This window comes from Candidatus Blastococcus massiliensis AP3, assembly GCF_000582785.1.
In the GTDB taxonomy this organism is placed as follows: domain Bacteria; phylum Actinomycetota; class Actinomycetes; order Mycobacteriales; family Geodermatophilaceae; genus Blastococcus; species Blastococcus massiliensis.
Genome location: NZ_HG931175.1, coordinates 322624 through 347178, shown reverse-complemented (window position 1 = coordinate 347178; position 24555 = coordinate 322624). Strand labels below are relative to the sequence as shown.

23 protein-coding genes and 1 pseudogene are annotated in these 24555 nt (G+C 74.4%); 11 read left to right on the top strand and 13 right to left on the bottom strand.

Features of this window, described 5'->3' with window-relative positions; all coding sequences use genetic code 11:
* Window positions 1-2: 2 nt before the first annotated feature.
* Both BN344_RS15830 and BN344_RS19200 read left to right on the top strand, forming a co-directional pair.
* Window positions 3-1166 carry an acyl-CoA dehydrogenase family protein gene (locus BN344_RS15830; RefSeq protein WP_040339523.1) on the top strand — a complete coding sequence of 388 codons (1164 nt, stop codon included), beginning with the start codon at window positions 3-5 and terminating at the stop codon, window positions 1164-1166.
* On the top strand, window positions 1163-3748 hold the full coding sequence (locus BN344_RS19200; protein ID WP_051516019.1) for a SpoIIE family protein phosphatase: 2586 nt from the start codon (window positions 1163-1165) through the stop codon (window positions 3746-3748). The genes BN344_RS15830 and BN344_RS19200 overlap by 4 nt, the downstream gene beginning before the upstream one ends.
* A gap of 3 nt (window positions 3749-3751) precedes the next feature.
* On the opposite strand, the gene BN344_RS15820 is transcribed toward BN344_RS19200, so the two are convergent.
* On the bottom strand, window positions 3752-4183 hold the full coding sequence (locus BN344_RS15820; RefSeq protein WP_040339522.1) for a nitroreductase family deazaflavin-dependent oxidoreductase: 432 nt from the start codon (window positions 4181-4183) through the stop codon (window positions 3752-3754).
* A gap of 90 nt (window positions 4184-4273) precedes the next feature.
* The gene (locus tag BN344_RS15815; protein WP_051516018.1) at window positions 4274-5512 is read right to left on the bottom strand and encodes an HNH endonuclease signature motif containing protein; all 1239 of its coding nucleotides are present in this window, start codon (window positions 5510-5512) and stop codon (window positions 4274-4276) included.
* Between the two features lie 170 nt (window positions 5513-5682).
* Here BN344_RS15815 and BN344_RS15810 point away from each other — a divergent pair, with 170 nt between their 5' ends.
* Both BN344_RS15810 and BN344_RS21130 read left to right on the top strand, forming a co-directional pair.
* The gene (locus tag BN344_RS15810) at window positions 5683-7080 is read left to right on the top strand and encodes a thioredoxin family protein (RefSeq protein ID WP_040340004.1); all 1398 of its coding nucleotides are present in this window, start codon (window positions 5683-5685) and stop codon (window positions 7078-7080) included.
* A pseudogene (locus tag BN344_RS21130) lies at window positions 7077-7610 on the top strand (UGSC family (seleno)protein). The gene BN344_RS15810 and the pseudogene BN344_RS21130 overlap by 4 nt, the downstream one beginning before the upstream one ends.
* Here the strand turns inward: BN344_RS21130 and BN344_RS15795 are convergent.
* Window positions 7579-8619, bottom strand: a complete 1041-nt coding sequence (locus BN344_RS15795; protein WP_040339519.1) for a coiled-coil domain-containing protein — start codon at window positions 8617-8619, stop codon at window positions 7579-7581. The pseudogene BN344_RS21130 and the gene BN344_RS15795 sit on opposite strands and share 32 nt — an antisense overlap.
* A gap of 181 nt (window positions 8620-8800) precedes the next feature.
* On the opposite strand from BN344_RS15795, the gene BN344_RS15790 reads away from it, so the two are divergent.
* The 4 genes from BN344_RS15790 to BN344_RS15775 all read left to right on the top strand — a co-directional run bounded on the left by BN344_RS15790 (window position 8801) and on the right by BN344_RS15775 (window position 13013).
* The gene (locus BN344_RS15790; protein ID WP_155858917.1) at window positions 8801-9043 is read left to right on the top strand and encodes a hypothetical protein; all 243 of its coding nucleotides are present in this window, start codon (window positions 8801-8803) and stop codon (window positions 9041-9043) included.
* Between the two features lie 103 nt (window positions 9044-9146).
* Window positions 9147-10646 (top strand): AMP-binding protein, encoded by a 1500-nt coding sequence (locus BN344_RS15785; protein ID WP_051516017.1) that lies wholly within the window; start codon window positions 9147-9149, stop codon window positions 10644-10646.
* A gap of 43 nt (window positions 10647-10689) precedes the next feature.
* Window positions 10690-11889, top strand: a complete 1200-nt coding sequence (locus BN344_RS15780; RefSeq protein WP_040339517.1) for an acyl-CoA dehydrogenase family protein — start codon at window positions 10690-10692, stop codon at window positions 11887-11889.
* On the top strand, window positions 11886-13013 hold the full coding sequence (locus BN344_RS15775; RefSeq protein WP_040339516.1) for an acyl-CoA dehydrogenase family protein: 1128 nt from the start codon (window positions 11886-11888) through the stop codon (window positions 13011-13013). The genes BN344_RS15780 and BN344_RS15775 overlap by 4 nt, the downstream gene beginning before the upstream one ends.
* A gap of 75 nt (window positions 13014-13088) precedes the next feature.
* On the opposite strand, the gene BN344_RS15770 is transcribed toward BN344_RS15775, so the two are convergent.
* Both BN344_RS15770 and BN344_RS15765 read right to left on the bottom strand, forming a co-directional pair.
* A complete protein-coding gene (locus tag BN344_RS15770) occupies window positions 13089-14138 on the bottom strand; it encodes a porin PorA family protein (RefSeq protein ID WP_166518259.1) in 1050 nt (349 codons plus the stop codon).
* A gap of 140 nt (window positions 14139-14278) precedes the next feature.
* A complete protein-coding gene (locus BN344_RS15765) occupies window positions 14279-14914 on the bottom strand; it encodes a trimeric intracellular cation channel family protein (protein ID WP_040339514.1) in 636 nt (211 codons plus the stop codon).
* 128 nt (window positions 14915-15042) lie between these two features.
* Between BN344_RS15765 and BN344_RS15760 the strand changes: the two genes are divergently transcribed.
* Window positions 15043-16299, top strand: coding sequence for an MFS transporter (locus BN344_RS15760; protein WP_040339513.1), 1257 nt, complete (start codon window positions 15043-15045; stop codon window positions 16297-16299).
* A gap of 10 nt (window positions 16300-16309) precedes the next feature.
* On the opposite strand, the gene BN344_RS15755 is transcribed toward BN344_RS15760, so the two are convergent.
* From BN344_RS15755 to BN344_RS19710, 3 genes are all read right to left on the bottom strand, one after another.
* Complete coding sequence (locus BN344_RS15755; protein WP_040339512.1) at window positions 16310-17011, bottom strand: DUF6544 family protein; 702 nt, start codon at window positions 17009-17011, stop codon at window positions 16310-16312.
* Window positions 17008-17319: a PLD nuclease N-terminal domain-containing protein gene (locus tag BN344_RS15750; RefSeq protein ID WP_081788690.1), complete on the bottom strand. Its 312-nt coding sequence runs from the start codon at window positions 17317-17319 to the stop codon at window positions 17008-17010. Before BN344_RS15750 ends, BN344_RS15755 begins: the two co-directional genes overlap by 4 nt.
* 118 nt (window positions 17320-17437) lie before the next feature.
* Window positions 17438-17980, bottom strand: coding sequence for a flavodoxin domain-containing protein (locus tag BN344_RS19710; protein WP_040340001.1), 543 nt, complete (start codon window positions 17978-17980; stop codon window positions 17438-17440).
* A gap of 142 nt (window positions 17981-18122) precedes the next feature.
* Here BN344_RS19710 and BN344_RS15740 point away from each other — a divergent pair, with 142 nt between their 5' ends.
* Window positions 18123-20543 (top strand): cation-translocating P-type ATPase, encoded by a 2421-nt coding sequence (locus BN344_RS15740; RefSeq protein WP_197022352.1) that lies wholly within the window; start codon window positions 18123-18125, stop codon window positions 20541-20543.
* Here the strand turns inward: BN344_RS15740 and BN344_RS15735 are convergent.
* The 5 genes from BN344_RS15735 to BN344_RS21080 form a co-directional block, all read right to left on the bottom strand.
* Entirely contained in the window at window positions 20540-21529 is a 990-nt protein-coding gene (locus BN344_RS15735; protein WP_040339511.1) for an MsnO8 family LLM class oxidoreductase, read from the bottom strand. The two genes, BN344_RS15740 and BN344_RS15735, sit on opposite strands and share 4 nt — an antisense overlap.
* A gap of 39 nt (window positions 21530-21568) precedes the next feature.
* A complete protein-coding gene (locus BN344_RS19705) occupies window positions 21569-21748 on the bottom strand; it encodes an RGCVC family protein (protein WP_081788688.1) in 180 nt (59 codons plus the stop codon).
* Between the two features lie 25 nt (window positions 21749-21773).
* Entirely contained in the window at window positions 21774-21977 is a 204-nt protein-coding gene (locus tag BN344_RS15730; protein WP_040339510.1) for a hypothetical protein, read from the bottom strand.
* 224 nt (window positions 21978-22201) lie between these two features.
* Window positions 22202-23413 carry a PucR family transcriptional regulator gene (locus BN344_RS15725; RefSeq protein WP_051516015.1) on the bottom strand — a complete coding sequence of 404 codons (1212 nt, stop codon included), beginning with the start codon at window positions 23411-23413 and terminating at the stop codon, window positions 22202-22204.
* Window positions 23414-23500: 87 nt separating this feature from the next.
* The gene (locus BN344_RS21080; protein WP_269319918.1) at window positions 23501-23632 is read right to left on the bottom strand and encodes a hypothetical protein; all 132 of its coding nucleotides are present in this window, start codon (window positions 23630-23632) and stop codon (window positions 23501-23503) included.
* A 207-nt stretch (window positions 23633-23839) separates the two neighbouring features.
* On the opposite strand from BN344_RS21080, the gene BN344_RS15720 reads away from it, so the two are divergent.
* Window positions 23840-24469, top strand: a complete 630-nt coding sequence (locus tag BN344_RS15720) for a histidine phosphatase family protein (RefSeq protein ID WP_040339509.1) — start codon at window positions 23840-23842, stop codon at window positions 24467-24469.
* Window positions 24470-24555 lie beyond the last annotated feature (86 nt).

Below are 24555 nucleotides of genomic sequence, written 5' to 3'. Positions count from 1 at the left end.
TCGTGACCAGGCCCCCCGTCAGTGTCGCGGAGGCGGCGGTGCGCGCCGCGGACGTCGCCGAGACCGTCGCGCGACCGCTGGTCGACCGCACCGACTCCGGCGTTTGGCCGGCCGAGGCGCTGCGCGCCCTGCAGGAAGCCGGGCTGGGCGGCCTGGCGGCCCCGCGGTCCGTGGGTGGGGCGGGGCTCGGCCTGAGCGGCGTCGCGGCGGTCGGCGAGGCTCTCGGCCGGGTGTGCGCCTCGACCGCGTTGTGCTTCGGCATGCACTCGGTGGGCACCGCGGTGATCGCCGCCAAGCCGACCGAACGGCAGCGCACGGAGTTCCTCGACGCCATCGTGGCGGGAGAGCACCTCACCACCCTGGCGCTGTCCGAGCCGGGAACCGGCGCGGCGTTCTGGCTGCCGCAGACCCGGATGTCGCAGGCCGGGGCCGGCATGCGGATCGACGGCGAGAAATCGTTCGTGACCAACGGCTCGCACGCCGACTCCTACGTCGTCAGCACGGTGGCGGCCGACCCGGACGGGCCCGTCGGTGAGTTCTCCTGCGTGCTCGTCCCGGGGCACGCGCAGGGCTTGACCTGGACCGACGGCTGGAACGGCATCGGCATGCGCGGCAACTCCTCGAGGAGGGCGCTGCTCCAGGATGTCCGCGTCGGCCCGGACCACCTGCTGGGCGCCGAGGGCGACCAGATCTGGTACGTGTTCGAGGTCGTCGCGCCCTACTTCCTGATGGCTATGGCCGGGAGCTATCTCGGGGTCGCGCAGGCCTCGCTGGACGAGGCGACGGCGCACCTGAGCCGTCGGGCGCAGGCGCACACGGGCCGCAGGCTCTCGACCGAGCCGATCCTCCAGCACCGCCTCGGAGAGCTCTGGGCCCAGGTCGAGCGGACCCGCAGGCTCGTCTACTGGGCCGCCGAGGAGGGCGACGCCGGTGGGCCGAAGGCTCTCCTGGGCCTCACTGCGGCCAAGGCTGAGGTGGCCAGGTGCGCGGTAGAGGTGACCAACGAGGCCATGACGCTCGTGGGCGGCATCGGCTACCGGGACCGCTCACCCCTGGAACGGCACCTGCGCGATGCCCGGGCAGCCGACGTGATGAGTCCGACCACGGACATCCTGCGCACCTGGACGGGGCGGGCGGCGCTGGGGCTGCCGTTGCTGGGCGATTGACCGGTTCGGGAGGTCCGGGCCGCTGCATCCTCGTCGACGTCTCGGCCGTGGAGGTCGCCCTGCTGTCGGGGCTGGCGGGGTCGGAGCGGATGCGGTCGGCCGAGCTGGTCGATCCGGCGGACCCGGCGGGCGGGCCGGTGGACCTCGTCGTCATCGGGTCGCTGGCGACGTCCGCCGTGGTGGGGGTCCAGCGGGCGCACCGTCGGTGGCCGGAGGCGGGAGTCGCGGTTCTCGCAACGGACCCCGTCGCCGTCCGGCGACAGGCGTCCTTCGCCCCAGGGGTGCCCTTGGAGCTGCTGGTGGCCGGGGTCGACGACGACGACGTACTGCCCCGGCTGCAGCAGCTGCGGTCGGAGAGCGTCGGGCGGCGCCGGCACAGCGCCGTCCTCGCGGCCGTCGTCTCCGGGGCCGGCGGAGGAGCAACGCCTGCGCCGTCGCCGGTCACCGCGGTGGGCGCGCTCCTGGAGCACGCGCCGCTGGCGGTCCTCGTCGCGAGCGGCACCGGCGAGGTCCTCGGATGGAACCGCCGTGCGGAGAACCTGTTCGGACTCCTGCCGGCGATGAGTGGGCAGCCGGTGGACGACGTCATCCCCGGCGCACTGTCGATGGTGAGCTCCGCCCGGCCGGCAACCGGCCCAGGCGTTCCTGCCGTCGCCGTCCGCCCTCCGCTGCGCCTCCGGATCGGTGACCGGGTGGAGGTCGAGCTCAGCGCCGTGGGCAGCCAGACCGACCTGGGCCGCCCGGTCGTGCTGCTGCTCGCCGTCGACGTCACCGATCAGCGGCTGGCCGAGCGGGAACGCGACCGGTTGGCCGCCCACGTCGACCTGCTGGGGCAGGTCACGCAGTCGCTCATGGTGTCCCTCGATCTCGTGGAGTCCCAGTCCCGGCTGGCCGGCGCGCTGGTCCCGGCATTCGCGGACTGGGTCGGCATCCACCTGCGGAACGAGCGCGACCAGCATGGCGACGTCCTGATCCGCCACCGAGATCCCGCGCTCGCCACGGTGGCCGGCGAGGCGGCGCGTCTGAAGTCCAGCACAGGTGTGAGCACCGAGCCCAGCCGGCGTGCGGCCGGCGGCGAATCGGTTCTAGTCCGCGAGCTCGATGCCGAGGAGCTGACGGCGCAGGTCCCCGACGAGGAACTGCGCTCACTCGTGCGGCAGCTGGGCGCGCGCAGTCTGATCGCCGTGCCCGTCCCGGGCCGGACGGGTCTGCTGGGTTCCCTGCTCCTGGCGCAGGGCCCGGCCAGCGCCCCCTTCGGCGCATCGGACCTGGAGCTCGCCGTCGAGATCGGCCGGCGGGCGGGCATCGCGCTGGACAACGCACGGCTCTACTCCCGACAGCGCCACCTGGCCACGGAACTGCAGCAGAGTCTGCTCACGGACCCGCCGGTGGTCGAGTTCGCCGACATCGCCGTCCGCTACGTCGCTGCCGGCCAGCAGGCCCAGGTCGGCGGTGACTGGTACGACGCCTTCCGTCAGCGCAGCGGGGATCTCGTCCTCGTCATCGGTGACGTGGTGGGACACGACACCCGGGCCGCGGCAGCCATGGGTCAGCTCCGCGGGCTGGTGCGCGGCATCTGCTTCAACTCCGGTGACGTGCCGAGCCGGTTGTTGTCATCGGTGGACGAGGCGATCGGAGGGCTGGAGCTGAACACCATGGCCACCGCCGTCCTGGCTCAGCTCTCCCTTCCCACCGCAGGTGACGACCCGGGCGGCGTTCGGATGCAGTGGTCGAATGCCGGGCACCCGCCGCCGGTGCTGCTGGAGGCGTCCGGTCGGGCCCGGGCGCTCGAGCCGCCCACCGGGAGGGCCGACCTCCTGCTGGGCGTCGATGCGCAGGCGCGGCGGGCCAGCGAGGCGACCGCGCTGCCGGCCGGTTCGACCCTGCTCTTCTACACCGACGGCCTGGTCGAGCGGCGCGGGGAGGATCTCGACGAGGGGCTGCGGAGGTTGCTGGCCACCGTCGAGCAGCATGCCTCTGAGGATCTCGAGACGCTCTGCGACGCGATCCTGGAGGTCATGGTCCCACGTGCGGGGGAGGACGACGTCGCCATGCTGGCGGTGCGGCCACGGTCGGCCACGGTGGAGCCGGGTGACCCGGTCGAGGAGGTCCGGGCCTCCTGGCGACGCGTGAGCCCCGTTCCCGATCTCGTCCCAGCGGCGGTCCTCGAGCTGACGTCCCTCCGCCAGCTCGGATCCGTCCGCCGTGCCGCTCGGCAGTTCCTGACCACGTCGCTGCTGGCCGATGGTGTGGTGGCCGGGGACGTCGTCGACGACGTTGTGGAGCGGTCGATCCTGGTCATCGACGAGATGGCATCGAACGCGCTGCGCCACGGAGCCACTCCGGCCAGCCTTGATTTTCGGGAAGCCGGTGATCACTGGGTGGTCGTGGTCACGGATTCGGCTCGGGACGCCCTCCCCACGCCGGCCGTCGACCGCCCCGCCGGCCAGGGTGGGTACGGCCTGTACGTCATCGCCGACCTCACGTCCGCGCACGGTGTCGAGGTGGACGAGGACAGGAAGCGCGTGTGGGCGCTGCTCGCCAAGCATCCGCCGCAGGGAAACGCGGCCGGACGCAGCTGAGTCCTAGGCCCCTCGAGGCGGTTCCAGCAGCAGCAGCGGAATACGACGGCTGGTTCTCCGCTGGTACTCGACGTACGACGGGAACACCGTGCAGGCCCGTGACCACCACCGCCCGCGCTCCGCGCCGGTCGCCTCCCGGGCGATCAGGTCGAGCACCTGGTCGCCATCCCGTAGCTCGACGGCGGGATGGGCGAGGGCGTTGGCGTACCAGTGCGGGTGCGCGTCCCCGCCCCTGGTCGAGGCGACGGCGGCATAGACGCCGGCGTGCGTGACCCGCATCAGCGGCGTCTTCCGCAGCAGTCCGCTGCGCGCTCCGACGGTGGTGAGCAGGACGACGGCGCGGCCGCGCAGGCCCTGCCCCGTCTGCTCGAGGTGCTCGACCTCTTCGCGCACCCACGGCACCGTGCTGGGCTCGTACGTCCCCACCAAGGCCACGACAGAACTCTCCCAGACCCCGGACGACCGAGGGCATGCCGCTGCGCGGCGACGCCGGGGAGACGTGGCCGCACAAGCGCTGGGGTGTGGTCAGGCGGGGACGAGGAAGGGTTCGAACGTGTGGATCTCGGTGCCGTCGGGCCGGTAGGTGTGCCATCGGCCGGCGGTGTCTCGCACGATCTGGAAGCCGTGGTGGACCTTGGCGTGGTGCCGTTCGCACAACAGCCCTGAATTCTGGAGTTCGGTCTCTCCGCCGTCGATCCAGTGCAGCAGATGGTGGACGTCGCACCAATAGGACGGGGCGTCGCAGCCGGCGAACACGCAGTGCTCGTCCCGCAGCTCCACGGCCCTGCGCAAGGCCGGGGGCACGACGCGGTGGCTGCGGCCGAGGTCGAGGCGGTGCCCGTCGGGGCCGAACACCACGCGACTGACGTTGCCGTCGCAGGCCAGCCAGCGGGCGCGGGCGGCGGAGATGATGCCGCCGAACCCGGTACGGGCGGCACCCGCGCCGGGGTGCGGGTCGACGAGGTCGTCCAGATCGAGGCGCACCACCACGTGCGGCTTGTGCCCGCGCAGGATCGGCAGGTTCCCGGACGCCAGTGCGTTGTCGCAGAGTTGGACCAGGGCGTCGCCGGCCTGCTGGGCGCGGGTGCGCAGGTCACCGGCGGGGCGGGTGGCCTGCAGGATCGACTCGATCGCAGACTGCAGCTTCTCCCCACCGACCGCGTCGAGCACGAACCGCCCGACGACCATGCCCGCGCCGTCGCGGCCGATCGTGAGGCTGCGCGACTCGGTCGGGTCGGGTTCGGGACCATCGGGGTCGAGGCGGGCCAGGTAGTGAGCGACCACCTGCCGCAGCTCCGCGTGCGACCGACTGATGGCGACCGTGGTCAGTGCGGCGTCGATCCCGGCCAGCTCCACGCCCTGCGCCTCAGCCGCCGCCACGTTCTCGGGTGCCGCGACCGGGGCGATCACCGACACCGCCTCCGGCGGCACACCGCCGGCCGCAGCAGCCGCCGCCAAGGCGGGCAACTGCTCCAGCGCCCGCCCGTTGCGCACCAGCTGGCTGGCGACACCAGAAGGCAGGCGGTGGTGCCCGCGCAGCCAGCCGCTCATCGATGCCTTGCCGTCGTGCTCGGACGCCTGGGTCAGCTCACCCTCGCGGACGGTGCGGCCCACTTCGGAGCCGAGCAGGTTCCGCGCCCGCAGCAGCACGTTCGTCCGGTCGAGCACCGCCGGGCCGAACAGCGGTTTGAGGTCCTGACCGGCCAGCGCCTGCAGAGCACCACTGAGGCACTCCAGCGGGGTCGCACAGTCGGTCGAACACATGTACGAATCCTATCGCCGCGAGGCGTAGTCCGCGCCATGAATGCCCAGGTCAGAAGCTTGTCCACAGATGTTCAGCGGGCCTTGACGCGGCTTGGCATCGGATGTCGCGGGAGCAGCTCCCGGACGACGCGACCGGCTCGCGTGGGGTGCGCGTGCGTTACGGTCCGCCCATGCAGCTCCCTGACGGTCTCGTCGCCGTCGTCAAACGGGACTGCCCCACGTGCGTCCTCGTCGAGCCGGTGCTGCGCGAGCTCGGTGCCGCGGTGTGGTGCCAGGACGACGCCACCTGGTTCGACCACGACGACACCGAACTCGAGGTCTCCTACCGGCTCGGCATCGAGACCGTCCCGACCCTGATGCGCGTCGACCGGGGCGAGGAGACGGCGCGCGTGGTCGGCTGGAGCCGCGAGCAGTGGGAGGAGCTGACCGGCCGCACCGGGCTCGGCGCCGACCTGCCCGAGCACCGGCCCGGCTGCGGCTCGCTGTCGGTCGACCCGTTCCGCGTCGACGCACTGGAGGCGCGCTACGGCGGCAGCGGTCTGGGCAGCCGCCGGGTGGAGCTCGCCGACCTCGAGGACGAGCACGAGGCGATGCACGACCGCGGCTGGACCGACGGGTTGCCCGTCGTCCCACCGACCCCCGAGCGGGTGCTGCGGATGCTGCGCGGTACCACCCGCGATCCGCAGGAGGTCGTCGCGGTCGTCCCGCCGGACCTGGTCGAGTGCACGGTCGAGAAGGTCGCCGTCAACGCGGTCATGGCCGGCTGCCTGCCCGAGCACCTGCCGGTCGTGCTGGCCGCGCTCGAGGCCGCCTGCACCGACGAGTTCGCCCTGCACGGCCTCCTGGCGACGACGTACTTCTCCGGCCCGGTCGTCGTGGTCAACGGCCCCATCGCCCGGCGCATCGGCATGAACAGCGGCGTCAACGCCCTCGGCCAGGGCAACCGCGCCAACGCGACCATCGGCCGCGCACTGCAGCTCGTCGTCCGCAACGTCGGCGGTGGCCGGCCCGGCGAGATCGACCGGGCCACCCTCGGCAACCCCGGCAAGTTCACCTTCTGCTTCGCCGAGCGCGAGGAGGGCAGCCCGTTCGCCCCGCTCGCGGCCGACCGCGGCGTCTCCGGCGACGCCGTCACCCTCTTCGCCGGTGCGGGCGTGCAGCCCGTCGTCGACCAGCTCAGCCGGACCCCGGAATCGCTGGCGCGGTCGTTCGCGGCCTGCCTGCGCGTGAACGGGCACCCGAAGCTGCCGATGGCCTTCGACGCCGTCCTGGTGGTCTCCCCGGAGCACGGTCGGGTGTTCCGCGAGGCCGGGTGGGACCGAGCCCGCCTGGTGGCCGAGTTGGAGGCCCTGCTCACCCTGCCGTCCGACGATCTCCTGCAGGGCGTCGGCGGCATCTCCGAGGGGATCGCCGAGCGGCTCGCCGGCATCGAGCTGCCCAAGTTCCGGCCCGGCGGTCTGCTCGTCGCGCACGCCGGCGGCGACGCCGGCCTGTTCAGCGCCATCATCGGCGGCTGGGTGTCCGGTGCGACCGGGAGCGTCCCGGTGACCAGAGAGGTACGCGCATGAGAACCGTCCTGGACCCGACCGGCGAGCAGCGGACGACGACGCGGGAGCTCCTGCCGCGCCCCGCATCCCTGCGCGGTCGCACCGTGGGGCTGCTCGACATCAGCAAGCCCCGCGGCAACGTCGTGCTGGACCGGCTGGAGGAGCTGCTCGCCGCCGACGGCGCGGTCGTGCGCCGGTACCGCAAGCCCACGTTCGCGCGGACCGCGCCGGTCGACCTGCGGCACGAGATCGCCGAGCAGTGCGAGGTGGTCATCGAGGCGCTCGCCGATTAGGGCTCCTGCACGTCGTGCAGTGTGCATGACATCGCAGACCTGGAGCGCCGGGGCGTGGTGGGTGTCTTCCTCGCCAGCGAGGTGTTCGCCGACGCCGCCCGGATGCAGGGCACCGCGCTCGGGTTCCCCGCCCCGTTCGTGCTGGTGCCGCACCCGGTCCAGGACCGGACGGACGACGAGCTGCGGACGGCGGCCGACGGCGCCTACGCCGCGGTCATCGCCGCCGTCACCGCTTCGGGAGGGACACCGGGTTCCTGACCGGCGCCGACCGGGGCGGCCAGCCCAGCCACGCGAGCACCGCGTGGAGGCGGAGACCCGGTGCGTCGACCGTCGCGCCGGTGAGCTGCCGGGCCAGGCCGTCGATCTCGGCGCGCAGGGCGTTGCGGCGGTCCTCGAGGGCAGCGACGTCGGCGAGCAGGAAGGACCGGCGCGCGGCGGCGGCCTCGTCCTGGGCTTCCCGGATCCGGGCCGCCTCGGCGTCCGCGCGCTGCCGTTCCGCACGGGCGGTGGTCAGCATCGCCAGCACCTCGGCTCGGCCCTGCAGGCGCGCGGCGGTCGCCTCGGAGGCTGCCCGGGACCGGACCTGCTCGGCCTGCTCCTGGGCGCGCTGCTCCAGGTCCAGGATCCGCGCGTGACCCTCCTCGGCCTCCGCGTGGGCCTGCGTGCGGGTCGCCTCGGCCTCCTCGACGAAGCGGCGCGCCTCGGCGAGCAGGCCGGCCGCCTCGGATGCGGCCGCCGCGGTGGTGAGCTCCGCCTGGGCCGCGGCCCGTTCCGCCATCAGCTGCGCCTCGGCGGCCGCCTGCTCGACCTGCGCGGCGGCGGTGCGCCGGTCGCCGTCGGCATCGGCCAGCATGCCGTCGGCCTCGTCGGCGGCGGTGGCCAGCAGGGTCCCGAGGCGGCGGGAGAGCTGCAGGAGCTCGGCACCCGAGGACGAGTGCGACAGCAGCTCGCGGGCCTCGGCCAGCTCGGCCACGGTCCGGAGGTACCGGCCGGTGAGGTGCTCGCGCTCGCGGTCGGCGGTGGCCAGCTCCTCCTCGGCCCACTGGACGTAGGAGTCGACCTGGAAGCGGTCGTAGCCGGCGAGGGTCCGGCGGAACATCGGCGCGGTCTCGAAGACCGTGGGCAGGTCACCCGAGACGTTCGGGCGCCTGCGGGCCGGGGCGTCCGGGGACGACGCGGTCCGGTCCCCGCTCAGGACGAGAGCGCCCTCGCCGTCGACATGCGGCTCGACGCCCATCCCACCCGCCTTCCCCTCGAGTTCCGACACGAGAAGGAACGCTACGGCGGCGAAAGCCTGTAGTCCTGCGATCACGGTGGGTGGCTCACCCGTTCGGGGAGGGCGGCTGTGCCGCGCCCTCCCGGCCGCCGGACCGGGCGCCTCGCCCGAGCGGGTGACGACGACGGCGTACGACCTGCGGCCGCCCGCACCGGCGCGCACCCTTGTCGACATGCCCACCGATTCGCCGCTGCCCGGCAGCCTCACCGTTCCGCCGCTGCACGGCTGGGTGGGCCTCGTCGTGCTGCTGGTCCTCGCCGTTCTCGTCGGCGTGGGCTTCCTGGTGGCCCGGTCGCTCTCCGACGACGAGATCGACGCGGCCGAGTGGCAGTCGTGGCTGGAGGCCCGCTCGCGGTCGGGCGCCGGCTCCGAGGACCAGGCGCCCGAGCCGGTTCCGCACCACCTCGTCGGCTAGCCGCGTCCCTTCTCCCCGACCGTCCGCGGGCGGGATGAGGCCTGCGTTACAGTCCGAAACCGGGGAAGGTCGACACCGGACGTCCTCCCCGGGGAGGCAGCCGATGACCGAGACCGCACCCGGCGCCGGGCCCGTCGAGGACCCGCCGCCGGTGCCGATCGGTGTGCGCATCGGTGAGCTCGCGCGGGAGCACGGCGACGCGACGGCCGTCGTCTGCGAGGGCACCACCCGCACCTGGGCCGAGCTCGACAGCCGCACCAACCGGCTGGCGCGGGCACTGCTCGCCCGCGGCGTCGTCCTCGGCGACCTGGTGACCATCGGGCTGCCCAACAGCGTCGAGTTCGTCGAGGCCTGCATCGCCTGCTGGAAGGCCGGGGCGGTCCCGCAGCCGGTGTCCGCGGCGATGCCACCGCTGGAGCTGCAGGGCGTCGTCGAGCTCGCCGCACCGCCGCTGGTCGTCGCCCGCGGCGAGCTGCCGCTCGACCGCCCGATCGCCGACGTCGACGAGCTGCTGGCCGAGGCAGACGACGACGCCCCGCTGCCGCCGGTCGTGTCCCCGGCCTACAAGGCGCCCACCTCGGGGGGCAGCACCGGCCGGCCGAAGCTGATCGTGTCCGGCCAGACCGGCGTCGTCGAGCCGTTCGGTGCGCTGGTGTGGAGGCACCGGCCCGGAGGCGTCATGGTCATGCCCGGCCCGATGTACCACAACGGGCCGTTCACCAGCGCCATGGCCGGGCTGCTCAACGGCTCGGCGCTGGTCCTGATGCCCCGGTTCGACGCCGAGGAGGTGCTCCGGCTGGTGGAGCGCCACCGCGCCACCTGGCTCTACCTCGTGCCGGCGATGATGAGCCGCATCTGGCGGCTGCCCGACGACGTGCGCGCCCGCTACGACGTCGCCTCTCTCGAGACCGTCTACCACCTGGCCGCCCCGTGCCCGGCCTGGCTCAAGGAGGTCTGGATCGACTGGGTCGGTCCCGAGGTCCTCATGGAGCTCTACGCCGGCACCGAGGCGCAGGCCGGCACGATCATCAGCGGGGCCGAGTGGCTCGAGCACCGCGGCTCGGTCGGCAAGGTCGCCTACGGCGAGATGACGATCCTGGGCCCCGACGGCGAGCAGGTGCCGCCGGGCACGGTCGGCGAGGTCTACCTGCGGCGCGCTCCCGGTCAGGGCCCCTCGTACCGCTACATCGGCGCCGAGGCGCGGACCCGCGGGAACTGGGAGTCGCTCGGCGACGTCGGCTGGATGGACGAGGACGGCTACCTCTACCTGGCCGACCGGCGCACCGACATGATCCTCGTCGGCGGGTCGAACGTGTACCCGGCCGAGGTGGAGGCCGCCCTCGACGAGCACCCCCAGGTCGCCTCCAGTGCGGTCATCGGGCTTCCCGACGACGACCTGGGGCAGGTGGTGCACGCGATCGTGCAGCCCGCCCCGGGCCTGGACGCCATCGACCTCGACGACCTGCGCCGGCACCTCGCCGAGCGGCTCGTCCGCTACAAGCAGCCGCGCACCTTCGAACTGGTCGGCGAGCCGCTGCGCGACGACGCCGGCAAGGTCCGTCGCTCGCAGCTGCTGGCCGACCGCGTGCCGGCCCAGCAGTAGCACCGACCCGAGAGACCCACCTCCGACCCGACGGGAGTTCGCCATGACCACGACCGACCCACGAACGGTGGGGGAGGACCTGCGCCGGCGCGTCACGGACTTCCTCGCCGAGCACGACCCCGCCACCACCGAGCGGATGGAGTTCCTGCGGGCCCGGTACGACGCCGGGCTGGCCTGGGTCAACTTCCCGGAGGGACACGGCGGGCTGGGCCTGCCCCGCGGTTTCCAGGGGCAGGTGGAGGCGCAGTTCACCGCGGCCGGCGCCCCGGACAACAATCCGCGCGCCAACGGCATCGGCCTGGGCATGGCCGCGCCGACGATCCTGACCTTCGGCACCGAGGAGCAGAAGAAGAAGTTCCTCCGCCCGCTGTGGACCGGCGAGCAGCTGTGGTGCCAGCTCTTCAGTGAGCCGGGGGCCGGCTCCGACCTCGCCGCCGTCAGCACCCGAGCCGTCCGCGAGGGCGGGGACTGGGTGGTCAACGGCCAGAAGGTGTGGACGTCGGGCGCGCACAAGGCGCACATGGCGATCCTGGTCGCGCGCAGCAACCCCGACCTGGCCAAGCACGCCGGGCTCACCTACTTCCTCTGCGACATGACCGTCCCGGGCGTGGAGGTCCGGCCGCTGCGCCAGATCACCGGCGAGGCCGAGTTCAACGAGGTGTTCCTCACCGACGTCCACATCCCCGACAGCCAGCGGCTCGGCGACGAGGGGCAGGGCTGGAAGGTCGCCACCGCGACGCTGAACAACGAGCGCGTCGCGATCGGCGGCGGTGGGGGCGGCCGGGAGAGCGGCATGGTCGGCGTCCTCGCGAAGTCGTGGCGGGAGCACCCCGAGCGCCGCGGCGCCGGCCAGCACGACAAGCTCATGCGCCTGTGGGTCGACGCCGAGGTGGCCCGGGTGACCGGCCAGCGGCTGCGGCAGAAGCTGGCCGTGGGCGAGCCCGGCCCCGAGGGCTCGGCGATGAAGCTGACCTTCGCGCGCATCGCGCAGGAGGCCAGCGGCATGGAGCTCGAGCTGCTCGGCGAGGACGGGCTGCGCTTCTCCGACTGGACGCTGCGCCGTCCCGAGCACGTCGACTTCACCGGCCGCGACGCCGGCTACCGCTACCTGCGCGCGAAGGGCAACTCGATCGAGGGCGGCACCTCGGAGATCCTGCGCAACGTCATCTCCGAGCGGGTGCTCGGCCTGCCCTCCGAGCCGCGCGTGGACACCGGCATCCCGTGGAAGGACCTGCCCCGATGAGCGACCTCAACCTGCTCTACACCGACGTCGAGGACGACCTGCGCAGCAGCGTCCGCGACCTGCTCGCCGCCCGCAGCGAGGCCAGCACGGTGGTGGGCGTCTACGACGGCGACCGCTCGGTGGTGGATCCGCTGTGGCGGGCGCTGGCCGGCGACCTCGGCCTGGCCGGGCTGCTGGTCCCCGAGGAGCGCGGCGGCGCCGGAGCGTCGGCCCGCGAGGCGGCCGTGGTGCTCGAGGAGCTGGGCCGGGCCGCCGCGCCGGTGCCCTTCCTCACCAGCAGCGTCGTCGCCACCACGGTGCTGCTCGCCGCCGGACCGGGTGGGCCGGCCGACGAGCTGCTGGCCGGACTGGCCGCGGGGGAGCGGACCGCGGCGCTGGTCCTCCCGCTGTCGGTGGGCCCGGGCGACGAGGTCCCGGGTCTCACCGTGGACGGCGACGGGCGGATCAGCGGCAGTGCGCGGAGCGTGGCCGGGGCCCTCGAGGCCGACGTCCTCCTCGTGCCGGTGACGTCCGGCGGGGGGACGGCGGTCCACGCCGTCCCGGCCGCGGACGCGCGGATCGAGCCGGTCGTCTCGCTGGACATGACCAGGCAGCTCGCCGACGTGACCCTCGACGGCATCTCCGGTCAGGAGCTGCTCGGCGCGGACGCGGGCGGCGAGGCCATCCGCGGCGGCCTGGACATGGGCGCCGCCCTGCTCGCCTCCGAGCAGCTCGGGGTCGCGCAGTGGTGCCTGACCACCACGATCGCCTACCTCAAGGACCGCCGTCAGTTCGGTCGCGTGGTCGGCGGCTACCAGGCCATCAAGCACCGGCTGGCCGACCTCTACGCGGCGGTCGAGTCCGCCGCCGCGGCGGCGCGCTACGCCGCGGCGACCGCGGCCGAGGGCGATCCCGACAGCGCCGTCGCCACCGCGGTGGCCCAGTCGTTCTGCTCCGACGTGGCGGTCAAGGCGGCCGAGGAGGCCGTGCAGCTGCACGGCGGCATCGGCATGACGTGGGAGCACCCGGCGCACCTCTACCTCAAGCGCGCCAAGGCCGACCAGATCGCGTTCGGCACCCCGGGCGCCCACCGCGCGCGGCTCGCCGACATGGTCGACCTGCCCGCGCCGGCCCCGGTGGGCTGACCGGCCGGAGCAGCGGAGAACGAGAGCGGCCCCGGGTGCACCAGCACCCGGGGCCGCTCTCGTCGATCCTCGTCGTCAGACGGAGGCGGAGGTACTCGTCTCCACCGGCTGCGCGGTCCGGGTGGCCGCACGGCGGGCCAGGAGGAGGGCCGCCACGATCAGCAGGACCCCGAGCACCAGCGCGACGATCGGCAGGATCGTCCCGACGAGGCTCAGCAGGCTGGACTGCGAGCCGACCTCGTCGCCGCGGTCCTCGATCGAGTCGTCGGTGGAGTAGACCTCGATGGTCGCGAACGGCACGTCGACCTCGGTGACGCCGAGGTCCAGGGAACCGGTGATCTCCTGGGTGCTCCCGCCGGCGATGGTGGCGCCGAGTTCCTGGTCGGCGTCCACCAGGGTGGTGGTCTTCGACGTCCACTCGATCGGGATCGAGGTGGGCAGCGTCGGCAGCACCGCCGGCAGCGCGGCCAGGAGCTCAGGGGCGACCAGGCCCTCGAGGCCGGGCACGAGCGCGGCCAGCTGGGCCTTGGGCAGGAAGGTCGGGAGGCCCATGGCGTTCGGGTCGGCCAACTCGCCCTCCGCCACCGACTGGTAGCGGTAGACGTCCCGGCCGCCGAGGGTGTCCTCACCCTCGAAGGTCAGCGGAGTCGCCTGCATCGTGGACTGGTCCCAGTACGTGTACGCGCCCTCCTCGGTCGACGGGTCGACCGGCAGGGTGAAGACCAGGCCCTCGGCGGACGTCACGTTCTCCGCGCCGTCCGGTGCGGGGCCGGCCTCGGCGGTACCGCGGTCGACGGCGAAGCGGACCTCGGTCACCTGCGGCTTCCGCTCGCCGATGGTCCGCTCGTCCTGGCGCAGGACGATCTCGGTGTCGCCGTCCACGTCCTCGGCCAGGACCTGACGGGTGGCCTGGATCGGGACGTCCTGCGACAGCACCTCGGTGGCCGAACCCGTGAGCACGCCCGGGTTGATGCCGTTGTAGGTGCCCTCGAACTCGAGGGTGACGTCGAGGTCCGTGGGCAGCTTGGCGACCGACGGGACGACGACGAAGCGGACGACCGCGGCGGCGACGATCAGCAGCACGCCCACCACGGCCAGGATGACGGAGGAACGGGTCAATCTCACGGGGAAAACTCCGAAAACTCGCACGGTCGCAACCTCCCGAGTCTGCGCCGCTCCGGGCGGTGACGGGCGGGATCGTGCGCGAACACACAGCGCGTCGCGGCGCGCCGGTGACGATGATCACCGGCCCGACCGGCGCTCGGTCACTCCTCCTGGCGGTTCCGGCTGCCCGGGGGGAACGGCGCGTTCACGTCGAAGTGCACGCCGAGCATGCGGATGGCGAAGCACACCCCGGCGGCGCCGACCGCGGCGACCGGGCCGCGGGCGTCGAGGAGGTCCGCGACGACCACGACGGTCGCGCCGAACAGCGCCGGGACGGCGTAGAGCCCGCTGCTGAGCACCGACGGCACGCGACGGATCAGCACGTCGCGCAGCGTGCCGCCGCCGACGCCGGTGATCGCGCCGACGAGAACGGCCTGGGCGGGACCGAAGCCGAGATCCACCGCCTTCAGCGCGCCCGTGACGGCGAACAGGCTCAGCCCGGCAGCATCGAGGAGGTTGATCGTGCCGTTGATCCGCTCCAGGTAGGAGCCGGTGAGGAAGGCGATCAGCCCGCCGGCGGCCGCCACCGCCAGGTAGCGCCAGTCGACGAAGGTGGCCGGCGGCAGGGCGTCGAGGAAGACGTCCCGGATGGTGCCGCCGCCGAGCGCGGTGATCATGCCGAGGGTGATCACGCCGACGATGTCGAGGCGGGTGGCGCGCAGGGCGGTGAGGGCGCCGTTGAGCGCGAAGGCGAAGGTGCCGACGAGGTCGAGGACGAGCAGCGCCGTCGAGGCCATGGCGGCAAGGTAGCGGGGGGTCCGTGCTGCCCCGCGACCGAGCGGCCGTGCCCTCCCGGTGAACCGCAGCCACCGGTGTCCGATGCTTGACGGTGCAGCCACCGAGCGGGGACGAGGGACCACGGCAGATGAGTTCGACCTTGCGCACGGTCGTCGGCCAGATCGGGCCGTCGGTGATGCTGCCGATGCTCGTCTACGAGGTCGGCCACGGCGCCGTCATGCCGGTCATCGCTCTCGTGGCCCTCGACGCGGGCGCGTCCACGACGGTCGCCGGTCTCATGCTCGCCGCCATCGGCATCGGCACCATCCTGGGTGACGTCCCCGCCGCCTGGCTGGCCAACCGGGTGGGCGAGAAGGGCGCGATGCTCGTAGCGATGCTCGCCTCGGCCGCGGCGATGCTGTCGGTGCTGATCACCGACTCGGTCGCCGCGCTGGCGGTCGCGCTGCTCGTGCTGGGGGCCTGCGGCGCGACGATGCACCTCGCCCGACAGTCCTACGTCGCCGACGTCGTGGCCGTGCACCACCGGGCACGCGCCATGTCGACCCTCGGCGGGGTCTTCCGCATCGGCCTGTTCATCGGGCCGTTCGTCGGGGCCGCGGTCATCTCGGTCTGGGGCACCCGGTCGGCGTTCGCCGTCGCCGTCGTGGCCTCCCTGGTGGCGGCGCTGATCCTGTTCCTCGCGCCGGTCGAGAAGGTGCCGGGGAGCCATCCGCTCGGGGGGGCGCACGGCCCGGTCGGGGTCCGCGAGATGTTCCGCCGGCACCGGCGGCTGTTCCTCACCCTCGGCGTCGCCGTCGCCTCGATCGGTGCCATCCGCGCGGCGCGGATGGCGGTGATCCCGCTGTGGGCCGAGCACATCGGGCTGGACGCGGCGACCACCAGCCTGATCTTCGGGATCGCCAACGCCGTCGACATGGCGCTGTTCTATCCGTCCGGCCACGTCATGGACCGGCTGGGACGGCTGTGGATCGCCGTCCCGTGCATGGTCGTCCTCGGGCTCGGCACCATGGCGCTGCCGCTCACCGGCAGCGCCGTGACCCTCACGGCCGTCGCGATGGTGATGGCGTTCGGCAACGGGATCGGCTCGGGGATCGTGATGACGCTGGGCGCGGACGTCTCGCCCGAGGTCGACCGGCGCTCCTTCCTGGCGATCTTCCGGTTGATCAACGACGTGGGCACCTCGCTGGGCCCGGTGGTCCCGACGGCGATCGCGACGGTCGCGACCCTGGGGGTCGGCATCGCGGTGATGGGCGGGGTGGGCCTCCTCGGTGCCGCGGGCCTGGCCCGGTGGGTGCCGAGGTACTCGTCCTACGCCACGCGCGCCATGGTGCGCGAGCACCACCGGCGCCGCGCCGAGCAGGCGGCCGAGGTTCCGCAGGCCTGAGCCCGCTCCGTCAGGGCGGCACGTCGAGCACGAGGTCGACCAGCCGCAGCTCCGCGTAGCGGTAGGTCCCGTCGTCGAGGTGCCATACGGCGGCGCCGCCGGTCATCCGCGGCCGCCCGTCGACGACGGTCCAGCCGTCGACCGGTGTGCTCCACAGCGCCCGGACCGGACCGCCGGGCAGGGCGGCCCACCGGTCGCGGCTGCGGACGTCGCGCGGGAGGCCGCGGTCGTCGAGGAGCACCTCGGCGGTGATCGTCCGGTCGGCGTCGGTGACGGCCACCCGGAAACCGTCGTCGCCGGCCGCCGCCCAGGTCACGCGGGGGTGCAGCAGCATGCCGGGCGCCATGAGCACCGCGTCGTCCAGCCAGGTGGTCAGCTCGCCGGTGTCGAACTCCGGCCCGGAGCCGTCGGCGACCGGCACCAGCCCGAGGGCCTTGCCGCGCATGCGGCCGGTGCCGGACACGTACGTGTCCCAGCCCCACATCGGCAGCACCCGGCCGACGAGCAGCCGCATCCGGAACAGCCGGGCCACCTCGACGGCGGAGTTGTACTGCCACGCGTCCATCGGCAGCCAGGGGCTGTCGACGCCCAGCCGGAACCGGCCGGTCAGGTGCGCCCGCATCGACCACGTCCGCGGCCGGCCGACCACGCCCATGGCGCGCAGGTACCGGGCGGCCGCCGGCGGGAGCTCCGCCAGATCGGCGTCGGTCACCGGGGTCGGGTCCGGACCCAGGGGGAGTCCCGACCGCGCGAGCCTGCGGGCGAACGGGGCGGGGGCCGGGGGCGCGCAGGGTCCACCTCCGCGGGGGGCCGGCGGCCCCACCGGAAGTAGGCGAGCGGTCCCACGCCGTTGACCGCGATGACGAGTGCCCAGACCGCCTTGGGACCGGCGACGGCCGAGGCGGGTCGGCGGGCCAGGTCGGTCCACGCCGTGGCCGCGAGGGAGAGCTGCACCGAGCCCAGCGTGAGGACGGCGGTCTGCTGTCGCGGGGTCAGGTCCTGCCACCGTCGGCGGGCCATGTCAGCGTGCTCCTCCCCGCCCGGCGGGCAGCCGCCGGGCCAGCACCGAGTAGAGCAGGGCCTGCGGCACGTCGGCCAGCCCGTACGGCGGGGCGACCGCCGAGGTCCGACGACGGAGTCATGCGGGCAGGTCCGGGTCGGGCGTCCCGGCCTGCAGCGAGGCCGCCACCTTCCCGGCCCACGCCTCGATCGCCGGCCAGTCGCGGTGGTCGCCCGAGGAGCTACCGGTGAGCCGGTAGAACACCCGCCCCCACAGCGGCGACCGGCGCACGTCGACCACCCCGGCGAAGAGGGAGTGGTCCCGTGGCGTGAGCCCTGGCGGGAAGCCGCGCTCGATCCGGTCGAGCTCGCCGCGGGCCATCCAGCGCGTCCGCCGCCCGTCCGGGTGGGCGAGGCCGCCGACGCTGAAGCACCACACCGGCCGCCCGGTGCCCGCGGCCCGGCGCAGGAGTTCCAGGGCGTCGGGCAGCCACGCCATCTCGTGCACCGCACTGCCGATCACGAGCGCGTCGAACGGGGCCGGATCCAGCTCCGGTCCCGCCGGGGCGCAGACGGTGCGGCTGCCGGCCCCGGTCAGGACCGCGGCGATCCGTTCGGCGATCCCGGCGGTCGAGCCCGCAGCGGTGGCGTACGCGACCAGCACCTCCGGCGACGTCCCCATGCGGGCAGCATGCAGAGTGCCGGACCGCCGGGGAAGGGCCGGAGGCCACCGGAGCCGGCGTGCCCGGCAGGTCCGGCGTGCACGCCCGTGTCCCGCGCGGTGCGATGCTGCGTCCGTCAGGAACCCGACACGGGAGGTCGCCGTGGAGCGCAGCGCCCGGATGCCCGTCGTCCCGCTGCCAGGGGACACGGCCGGGCCGTCGACGCCGCCCTCCGGGCTGACGTCGGCCGAGGTCGCCGAGCGGGTGGCCGCGGGGCGCACGAACGCCTCGACGGTGCGCACGAGCCGGACGACCGGCGAGATCGTGCGCGCGAACGCGTTCACCTTCTTCAACGGTCTGCTGGCCGCCCTCTGGGTCGTGGCGATGATGACCGGCCGCTGGCAGAACGCGCTCTTCGGCGGCGTGGTCGTCGCCAACGCCGGGATCGGCATCGTGCAGGAGCTGCGGGCGAAGCGGACGCTGGACCGGCTGGCCGTCCTCAACGCGCCCACCGCCCGCGTCGTCCGGGACGGCGCTCCCGCCGAGCTGCCCGTCGCCGACGTCGTCCTCGACGACCTGCTGGAGATCCGGGCGGGCGACCAGGTGCCCACCGACGGCGTCGTCCGCTCCGCCACGGGCCTGGCCGTCGACGAGTCGCTGCTCACGGGCGAGGCCGAGCCGGTGGCCAAGGAGCCGGGCGACGGGGTCTGGTCGGGCGCGATCGTGGTGGCCGGGCGGGCCCGGGTGCAGGCCACGGCGGTCGGGGACGACGCGTACGCCGCCCGGCTGGCCACCGAGGCGCGCCGCTTCACGACCACCTTCTCCGAGCTGGTGGCCGACACGAACCGGCTGCTCCGCTGGATCGCTGTCGTCCTCGTGGTGGTGGCGCCGGCCGTGCTGTGGAGCCAGTTCCGCAGCGACGACAACCTCGGCTGGCGAGAGGCGGTCACCGGCACCGTGGCCGCCCTCGTGGGGATGGTCCCCGAGGGGCTGGTGCTGCTCACCACCCTCGCGTTCATGGTGGCCACGGTCTCCCTGGCCCGTCGGCAGGTGCTGGTGCAGGAGCTGCCCGCGGTGGAGGGGCTGGCGCGGGTGGACGTCGTCTGCCTGGACAAGACCGGCACCCTCACGCACGGCGACGTCCGGTTCGACCGGCTCGAGCCGCTGGACGGGCCGGACGAGGCGGAGCTGCGCGCCGGGCTCGGCACCCTGGTGGCCGCCGACACCGCGAACGCGACGGCCGCGGCGCTGGCCGCCACCTTCCCGGCCGGGGGGACGGCGGCGCAGGTGGTGCCGTTCTCGTCGGCCCGCAAGTGGTCGGCGGTGCACACCGGGCACGGGGTCAGCTGGGTGCTGGGCGCCCCGGAGATGGTGCTGCCGGCTCCCGGCCCCGGTGCGCCCGCCGCGGCGCGCGCCCGCGCGGACGAGCTCGCGGCGCAGGGCAGTCGCGTCCTGCTGCTGGCCCGGGCCACCGCGCCGCCGGTCGTCGCCGGCGACGACGCCGAGCTACCGGACGGGCTCGTGCCCGCGGCCCTGGTGGTGATGGCCGAGCACCTGCGGGAGGACGCCGCGGAGGTGCTCGGCTACTTCACCGAGGAGGGCGTCGCCTTGACGGTGATCTCCGGCGACAACCCGCGCACGGTGGGCGCCGTGGCGGCCGCCGTCGGCGTGCCCGGTGTCACGGGCGCCGCCGACGCGGTGGACGCGCGGACCCTGCCCGACGACCCCGACGAGCTCGCGGACGTGCTGGAGCGGGTGCGGGTGTTCGGCCGCGTCACCCCCCACCAGAAGCGGGCGATGGTGCGGGCGTTGCAGCGGCGCGGGCACGTCGTCGCCATGACCGGTGACGGGGTCAACGACGCGCTCGCCCTCAAGGACGCCGACATCGGCGTCGCCATGGGCAACGGCTCACCGGCCACCCGCGCCGTCGCGCAGCTCGTGCTCCTCGACGGCCGTTTCGCCCACCTGCCCGACGCGGTGGCCGAGGGGCGGCGGGTGATCGCCAACATCGAGCGGGCCGCGAGCCTGTTCCTGGTCAAGAACGTCTACGCGCTGGTGATGGCGCTGATCACCGTCGTCACCCTGGCGGCCTACCCGCTCGCTCCGGTGCACCTGACGCTGATCTCCACCCTCACCATCGGCGTCCCCGGGTTCTTCCTCGCGCTGCTGCCCAACCGCCGGCGGTACGTGCCGGGCTTCCTGCGGCGGGTGCTGCGTTTCTCGTTGCCCACCGGGCTGGTGACGGGCGCCGCCGCGTACACCGGCTACGTGCTGACCCGGGAGCTCGCCGGCGGCCTGGGGGTGGAAGCGGCCCGGACGACGGCGACGATGATCGTCCTGGTGGTGGGCCTGTGGACCGTCGTCGTCCTCGCCCGGCCGTTGTCGGCACGGAAGGTCGGCCTGGTCGCGGGTCTCGCCGGCGCTGCGGTGCTCGTGCTCGCCGTCCCACCGTTGGCCGAGGGGGTGTTCCTGCTCGAACTCTCGACGAGGGCGGTGCTGATCGCCGCGGCGGTCGGGGTGCCGGCGGCCCTGGTGGTCGAGCTCGCTGCCCGCCTCGGCGGCCTCTCCGACCAGAGGGGCTAGCCGAACAGGTCGGCCAGTGCGGCGTCGGAGGCGGCGAGGGCGTCCCGGTCGAAGGTGCTGCTGCCGGCGACCAGCTCGGCCGCGCCGGTGCGGTCGAGCAGCTCGGTCAGCCGGCTCTCCACCTGTGTGGCGGTGCCGGCGACAGCCGCCGCGGCGGTCTGCTCGAGGTGCTGCTGCTGCCGGGGGGTGCGAGAAGCGGCCCGTCCCGCGGCAACGGGCTCCAGCGGCGGGAAGGCGCCCTCGGAGCGGGCCCGGGCCATGGCCCAGGCCTCGGGCAGCAGCAGGTCCGCGGCCTCGGCGGCGGTGTCGGCGACCAGCACGTCGAGGCTGATCGACACCCGCGGCTCGGGCTGCTGCGCCGACGGCCGGAAATCGCGCCGGTAGCCGGCCAGCGCCGCCAGGCCGGGCTCCGGATCCTCGGCGACGCCGAGGATCGGGCCGCCGACGATCACCGGGAGCCCCAGCTCCGCGGCCACCTGGAGGCCCTGCCCGGTGGCCAGCACGTGCATCGGTACGTCGCCGGCCGGTCGCGGGTGCACGGTGATCTCCGCCGTCCCGGTCAGGAAGGCGCGCAGTTCGGCCAGGTCGGCGGCGAAGTTCCGCTCGGTCTCCCGCAACGCCCGGCGCACCGGCGGGGTGAAGCCGGGGGAGCGGCCCAGGCCGAGGTCGGTCCGCCCGGGCGCGAAGGCGGTCAGCGTGGCGAACTGCTCGGCGACCACGAGGGGCTGGTGGTGGGGCAGCATGACGCCGGCCGTGCCCAGCCGGACGGTGGACGTCGCACCGGCGATCGCGGCCAGCAGCACCGCGGGCGCGGCGCCGGCGATCCCCGGGACCCCGTGGTGCTCGGCCACCCAGAACCGCCCGAAGCCGAGGCGTTCGGCCGAGACCGCCCGGGCCACGGTTCCGCGGAGCGCCGCGTCGTCGGGCTCGCCGGTGCGCGTCCTGGCCCGGTCCAGCAGGGACAGCCGCGGTCCGGGATCGGTCACGGTGGGTGCAGCGCGCCCCGGACCGGCGCTGTTCCGACGTCAGCCGACGCCGCAGACGCAGCCGCGGTCGAGGGCCGAGGTCACGGTGGCCCGGCAGTAGCGCAGGCCGATGGCGTCGTGGTCGGCCACCGGGTGGGGACACGCGCCGCACCGGGCGGCAGGGGTGGGAGCCGGGGTGGTCCGGACGGCGGGGCGCGGGGTCGCTACCGAGGTGGGCACGGGAACTCCTTCGTCGGGGGAGGGGTCACCAGTTGGACGGCGGGTCGCTGGCCGGGAAGGACGCCAGGCCCCAGTGCTCGACGACGTCGACGACCGGGGTCTGGGACCGCGGGGGCGCAGGGCTGGCGGAAGCGCGCGCCGGCGCGGGGTCGACCGAGGAGAGCGGCGCCTCGGCCGCGGTGTCCTGGGTGGACAGCGGGATCGAGGGGGACGAGAGGGTGAGGGACACGTCGGATCTCCTTCGGCTCGGGGGGACGTGCTCTCAGCCTGGCCCGGGGGAGCGGAGGTCTCCAGGGGCGTCACCGGCCATCCCGGCACCCGATGCGTTGCCGGGTCCCGGCAAGGCGTCGACACGAGCCGCTCGCATCCCGGCTGACGGGACCTCGCGTGTGCGCGAGGCGGCACCCGGTCCGGTTGCCGTCCCCCGGAAACGGGACGACCAGCCGGGCGGACTCAGGCCTCGGCAGGGAGCGGACGCGAGGGCCAGTCCAGCAGGCGCGCGCCCAGGACGGCGGCGTGCAGCGCGAACCGGTCCTGCGGCTGCGCGACGGCGTACCCGGTCAGCTGCCGGATCCTGGCCAGCCGGTACGTGACCGTGCGGACCGAGACGTGCAGCCGGCGGGCGGCCTCGGTGGCGACGTCGCCGGCGGCGAAGTACTCGTACAGCGTCTCCAGCAGCGGATCCGGCCCGCCGCGCACGGCCGCGAGCGGCCCCAGCACGTCGCGCACGAGGTCGGTGATCGCCGTCTGGTCGCGCCCGAGGACGCGGTGGACGAGCAGCTCTCGGGAACCGACCACGTCGGCGTCGGGTTCGAGCCGCTCGGCGAACGTCAGGGCCTCCCGGGCCTCCTCGTAGGAGCGGGCCACGCCGTACGCCCCCGGGAAGGACCGGCCGGCCGCCACCCGCCATCCGCGCGACGGCTGCAGCCGGCGCAGCTCGTGCAGGAGGAGGTCGCCGAGCTCCGGCCCGGCCGGCGCCGGCTGGGCAGGCCGGCTGGGGACGACGACGACCACGCGTCCGTCCTTGGTGGTGACCAGCACGTCCCGGTCGCCGAACCGGTCGACCATGGCCCGTTCCAGCAGGATCGCCGACCGGCCGATGCCGTCCTGGCCGTCCCGGAGCGCGGCCAGCGCCACCCGGTGGGGCTTGCCGAGGTCGATCCCGAACGGCTCGGCGCGCTGCACCATCTGCGCGACGTCGGCGTCGCCACGGAGGAGGTCGTCGACGAACTCCCGGCGCAGTGCCTCCTCGTGCCGGACCAGGTCCTGGCGCTCGGCCTGGTGGCCGGCCACGAGGGCTCCGACGGCGTCGTCGAGGCAGCGGAGCACGGCCTCCGCGGAGCGGCGCACCTTCTCCGGATCGCTGGACCGCTCGTCCACGGGCAGCGCTCGCCACAGCCGCCACGCCGCCGACAGGTAGAAGTCCACGGCCCGGCGGGCGCCGACCCCCTGCGCGGCGGCGCGCCGGCCGAGGTCGCGCACCGCGTCGAGCTCCCAGGACTCGGGCCGGCGGCCGTCCACCGCCGCATCGGCCAGGAGCGGGAGGTAGTCGCTGAGCAGGTCCAGCGGCGCGTTCGCCGCCTTCGCCGCCGCGGCTCCGACGGCGTCCAGCCAGCCGTCGGAGCCGGGATCGGGGGATCGGCCTGGTCGCCGGCTCGGTGGCACGTGCCCTCCTCGGGCGGGCCGGCCGGTCGACCGTCCGCAGGGCCCCGACCATGCTTGCCGGGGCCCGGCAGCGTCAAGCCGAGAAGGTCAGCCCCGCTTCCGCGACGTGAGCCGCTCGACCGAGCCGGGACCCTCGGCCCGGGCCCTGCGTTCGGCGCGCTTCTCCTTGATGGACTTCCCGACCTTCTTCGTGGAGCGTCCGGGGGACTTGTCACCCATCGAGTGCCTCCTCCTTCTGTGGTGTCGTCCGGCTCAGCCTGTCCGGCCGGAGCGGCGGCCGCCACGTCGTCGGCCGGTCACGTGGGCGGGCCGGTCCTTGCCGACGGACGGCACGTGGCAGGTGCGGGTCTCGCCGGGGACCGGCCGGCTCCGCTACCGTCCGGCGGGCCGACCGGGACGTTCCCGTGACCTGGCAGGAGGCACACCGTGCGCCGGATCGTCGTCGTCACCCATCCCGAGGCGACGCACCACGTCTCCTCGCTCGTCGGCGGATGGTTCGACTCCGACCTCACCGAGCGCGGACGCCACCAGGCCGGTGCGATCGCCGACCGGGTGCGTGCGCTGGTCCCCGCCGACGCCGAGGTGGAGCTGTGGTCCTCCGACCTGGCCCGCGCGGTGCAGACGGCGGAGGCCGTCGCCGATCGGCTCGGCGTGCCGCCGCGGCTGACGGCGGGGCTGCGCGAGAAGTCCTACGGCGAGGCGGAGGGGCGGGCCCAGTCGTGGCTGGACGCGAGGTTCGTGCCCCCGCCCCCCGACGGCGACCGGATGGACCACTCCGAGGGCATCGACGGGGCCGAGACCAGGGCGCGGTTCGCCGCCCGGATCTACGACTCCGTCGACGGCATCCTGGCGAGCCCCTGCGCGCACCAGGTCGTCGTCACCCACGGCTTCGCGCTCACGTTCGTCGTCGCGGCGTGGATCGGCATGCCGCTGGAGTCCACCGGCTTCGTCAGCCTGCGCGCCTCCAGCGGGGGCATCACCGTGCTGGAGCAGGACGACTTCTTCGCCAACCGCAGCGTCCTGCGCCTGGACGACACCGCGCACCTGGACCGATGACGTCCGGCCGCCTCGCTACGTTGCCCCCATGCACCTGAGCACGCGCACCAGCGGAACCGGGCTCCCGGCGGCCGGAGGGCCTGTCC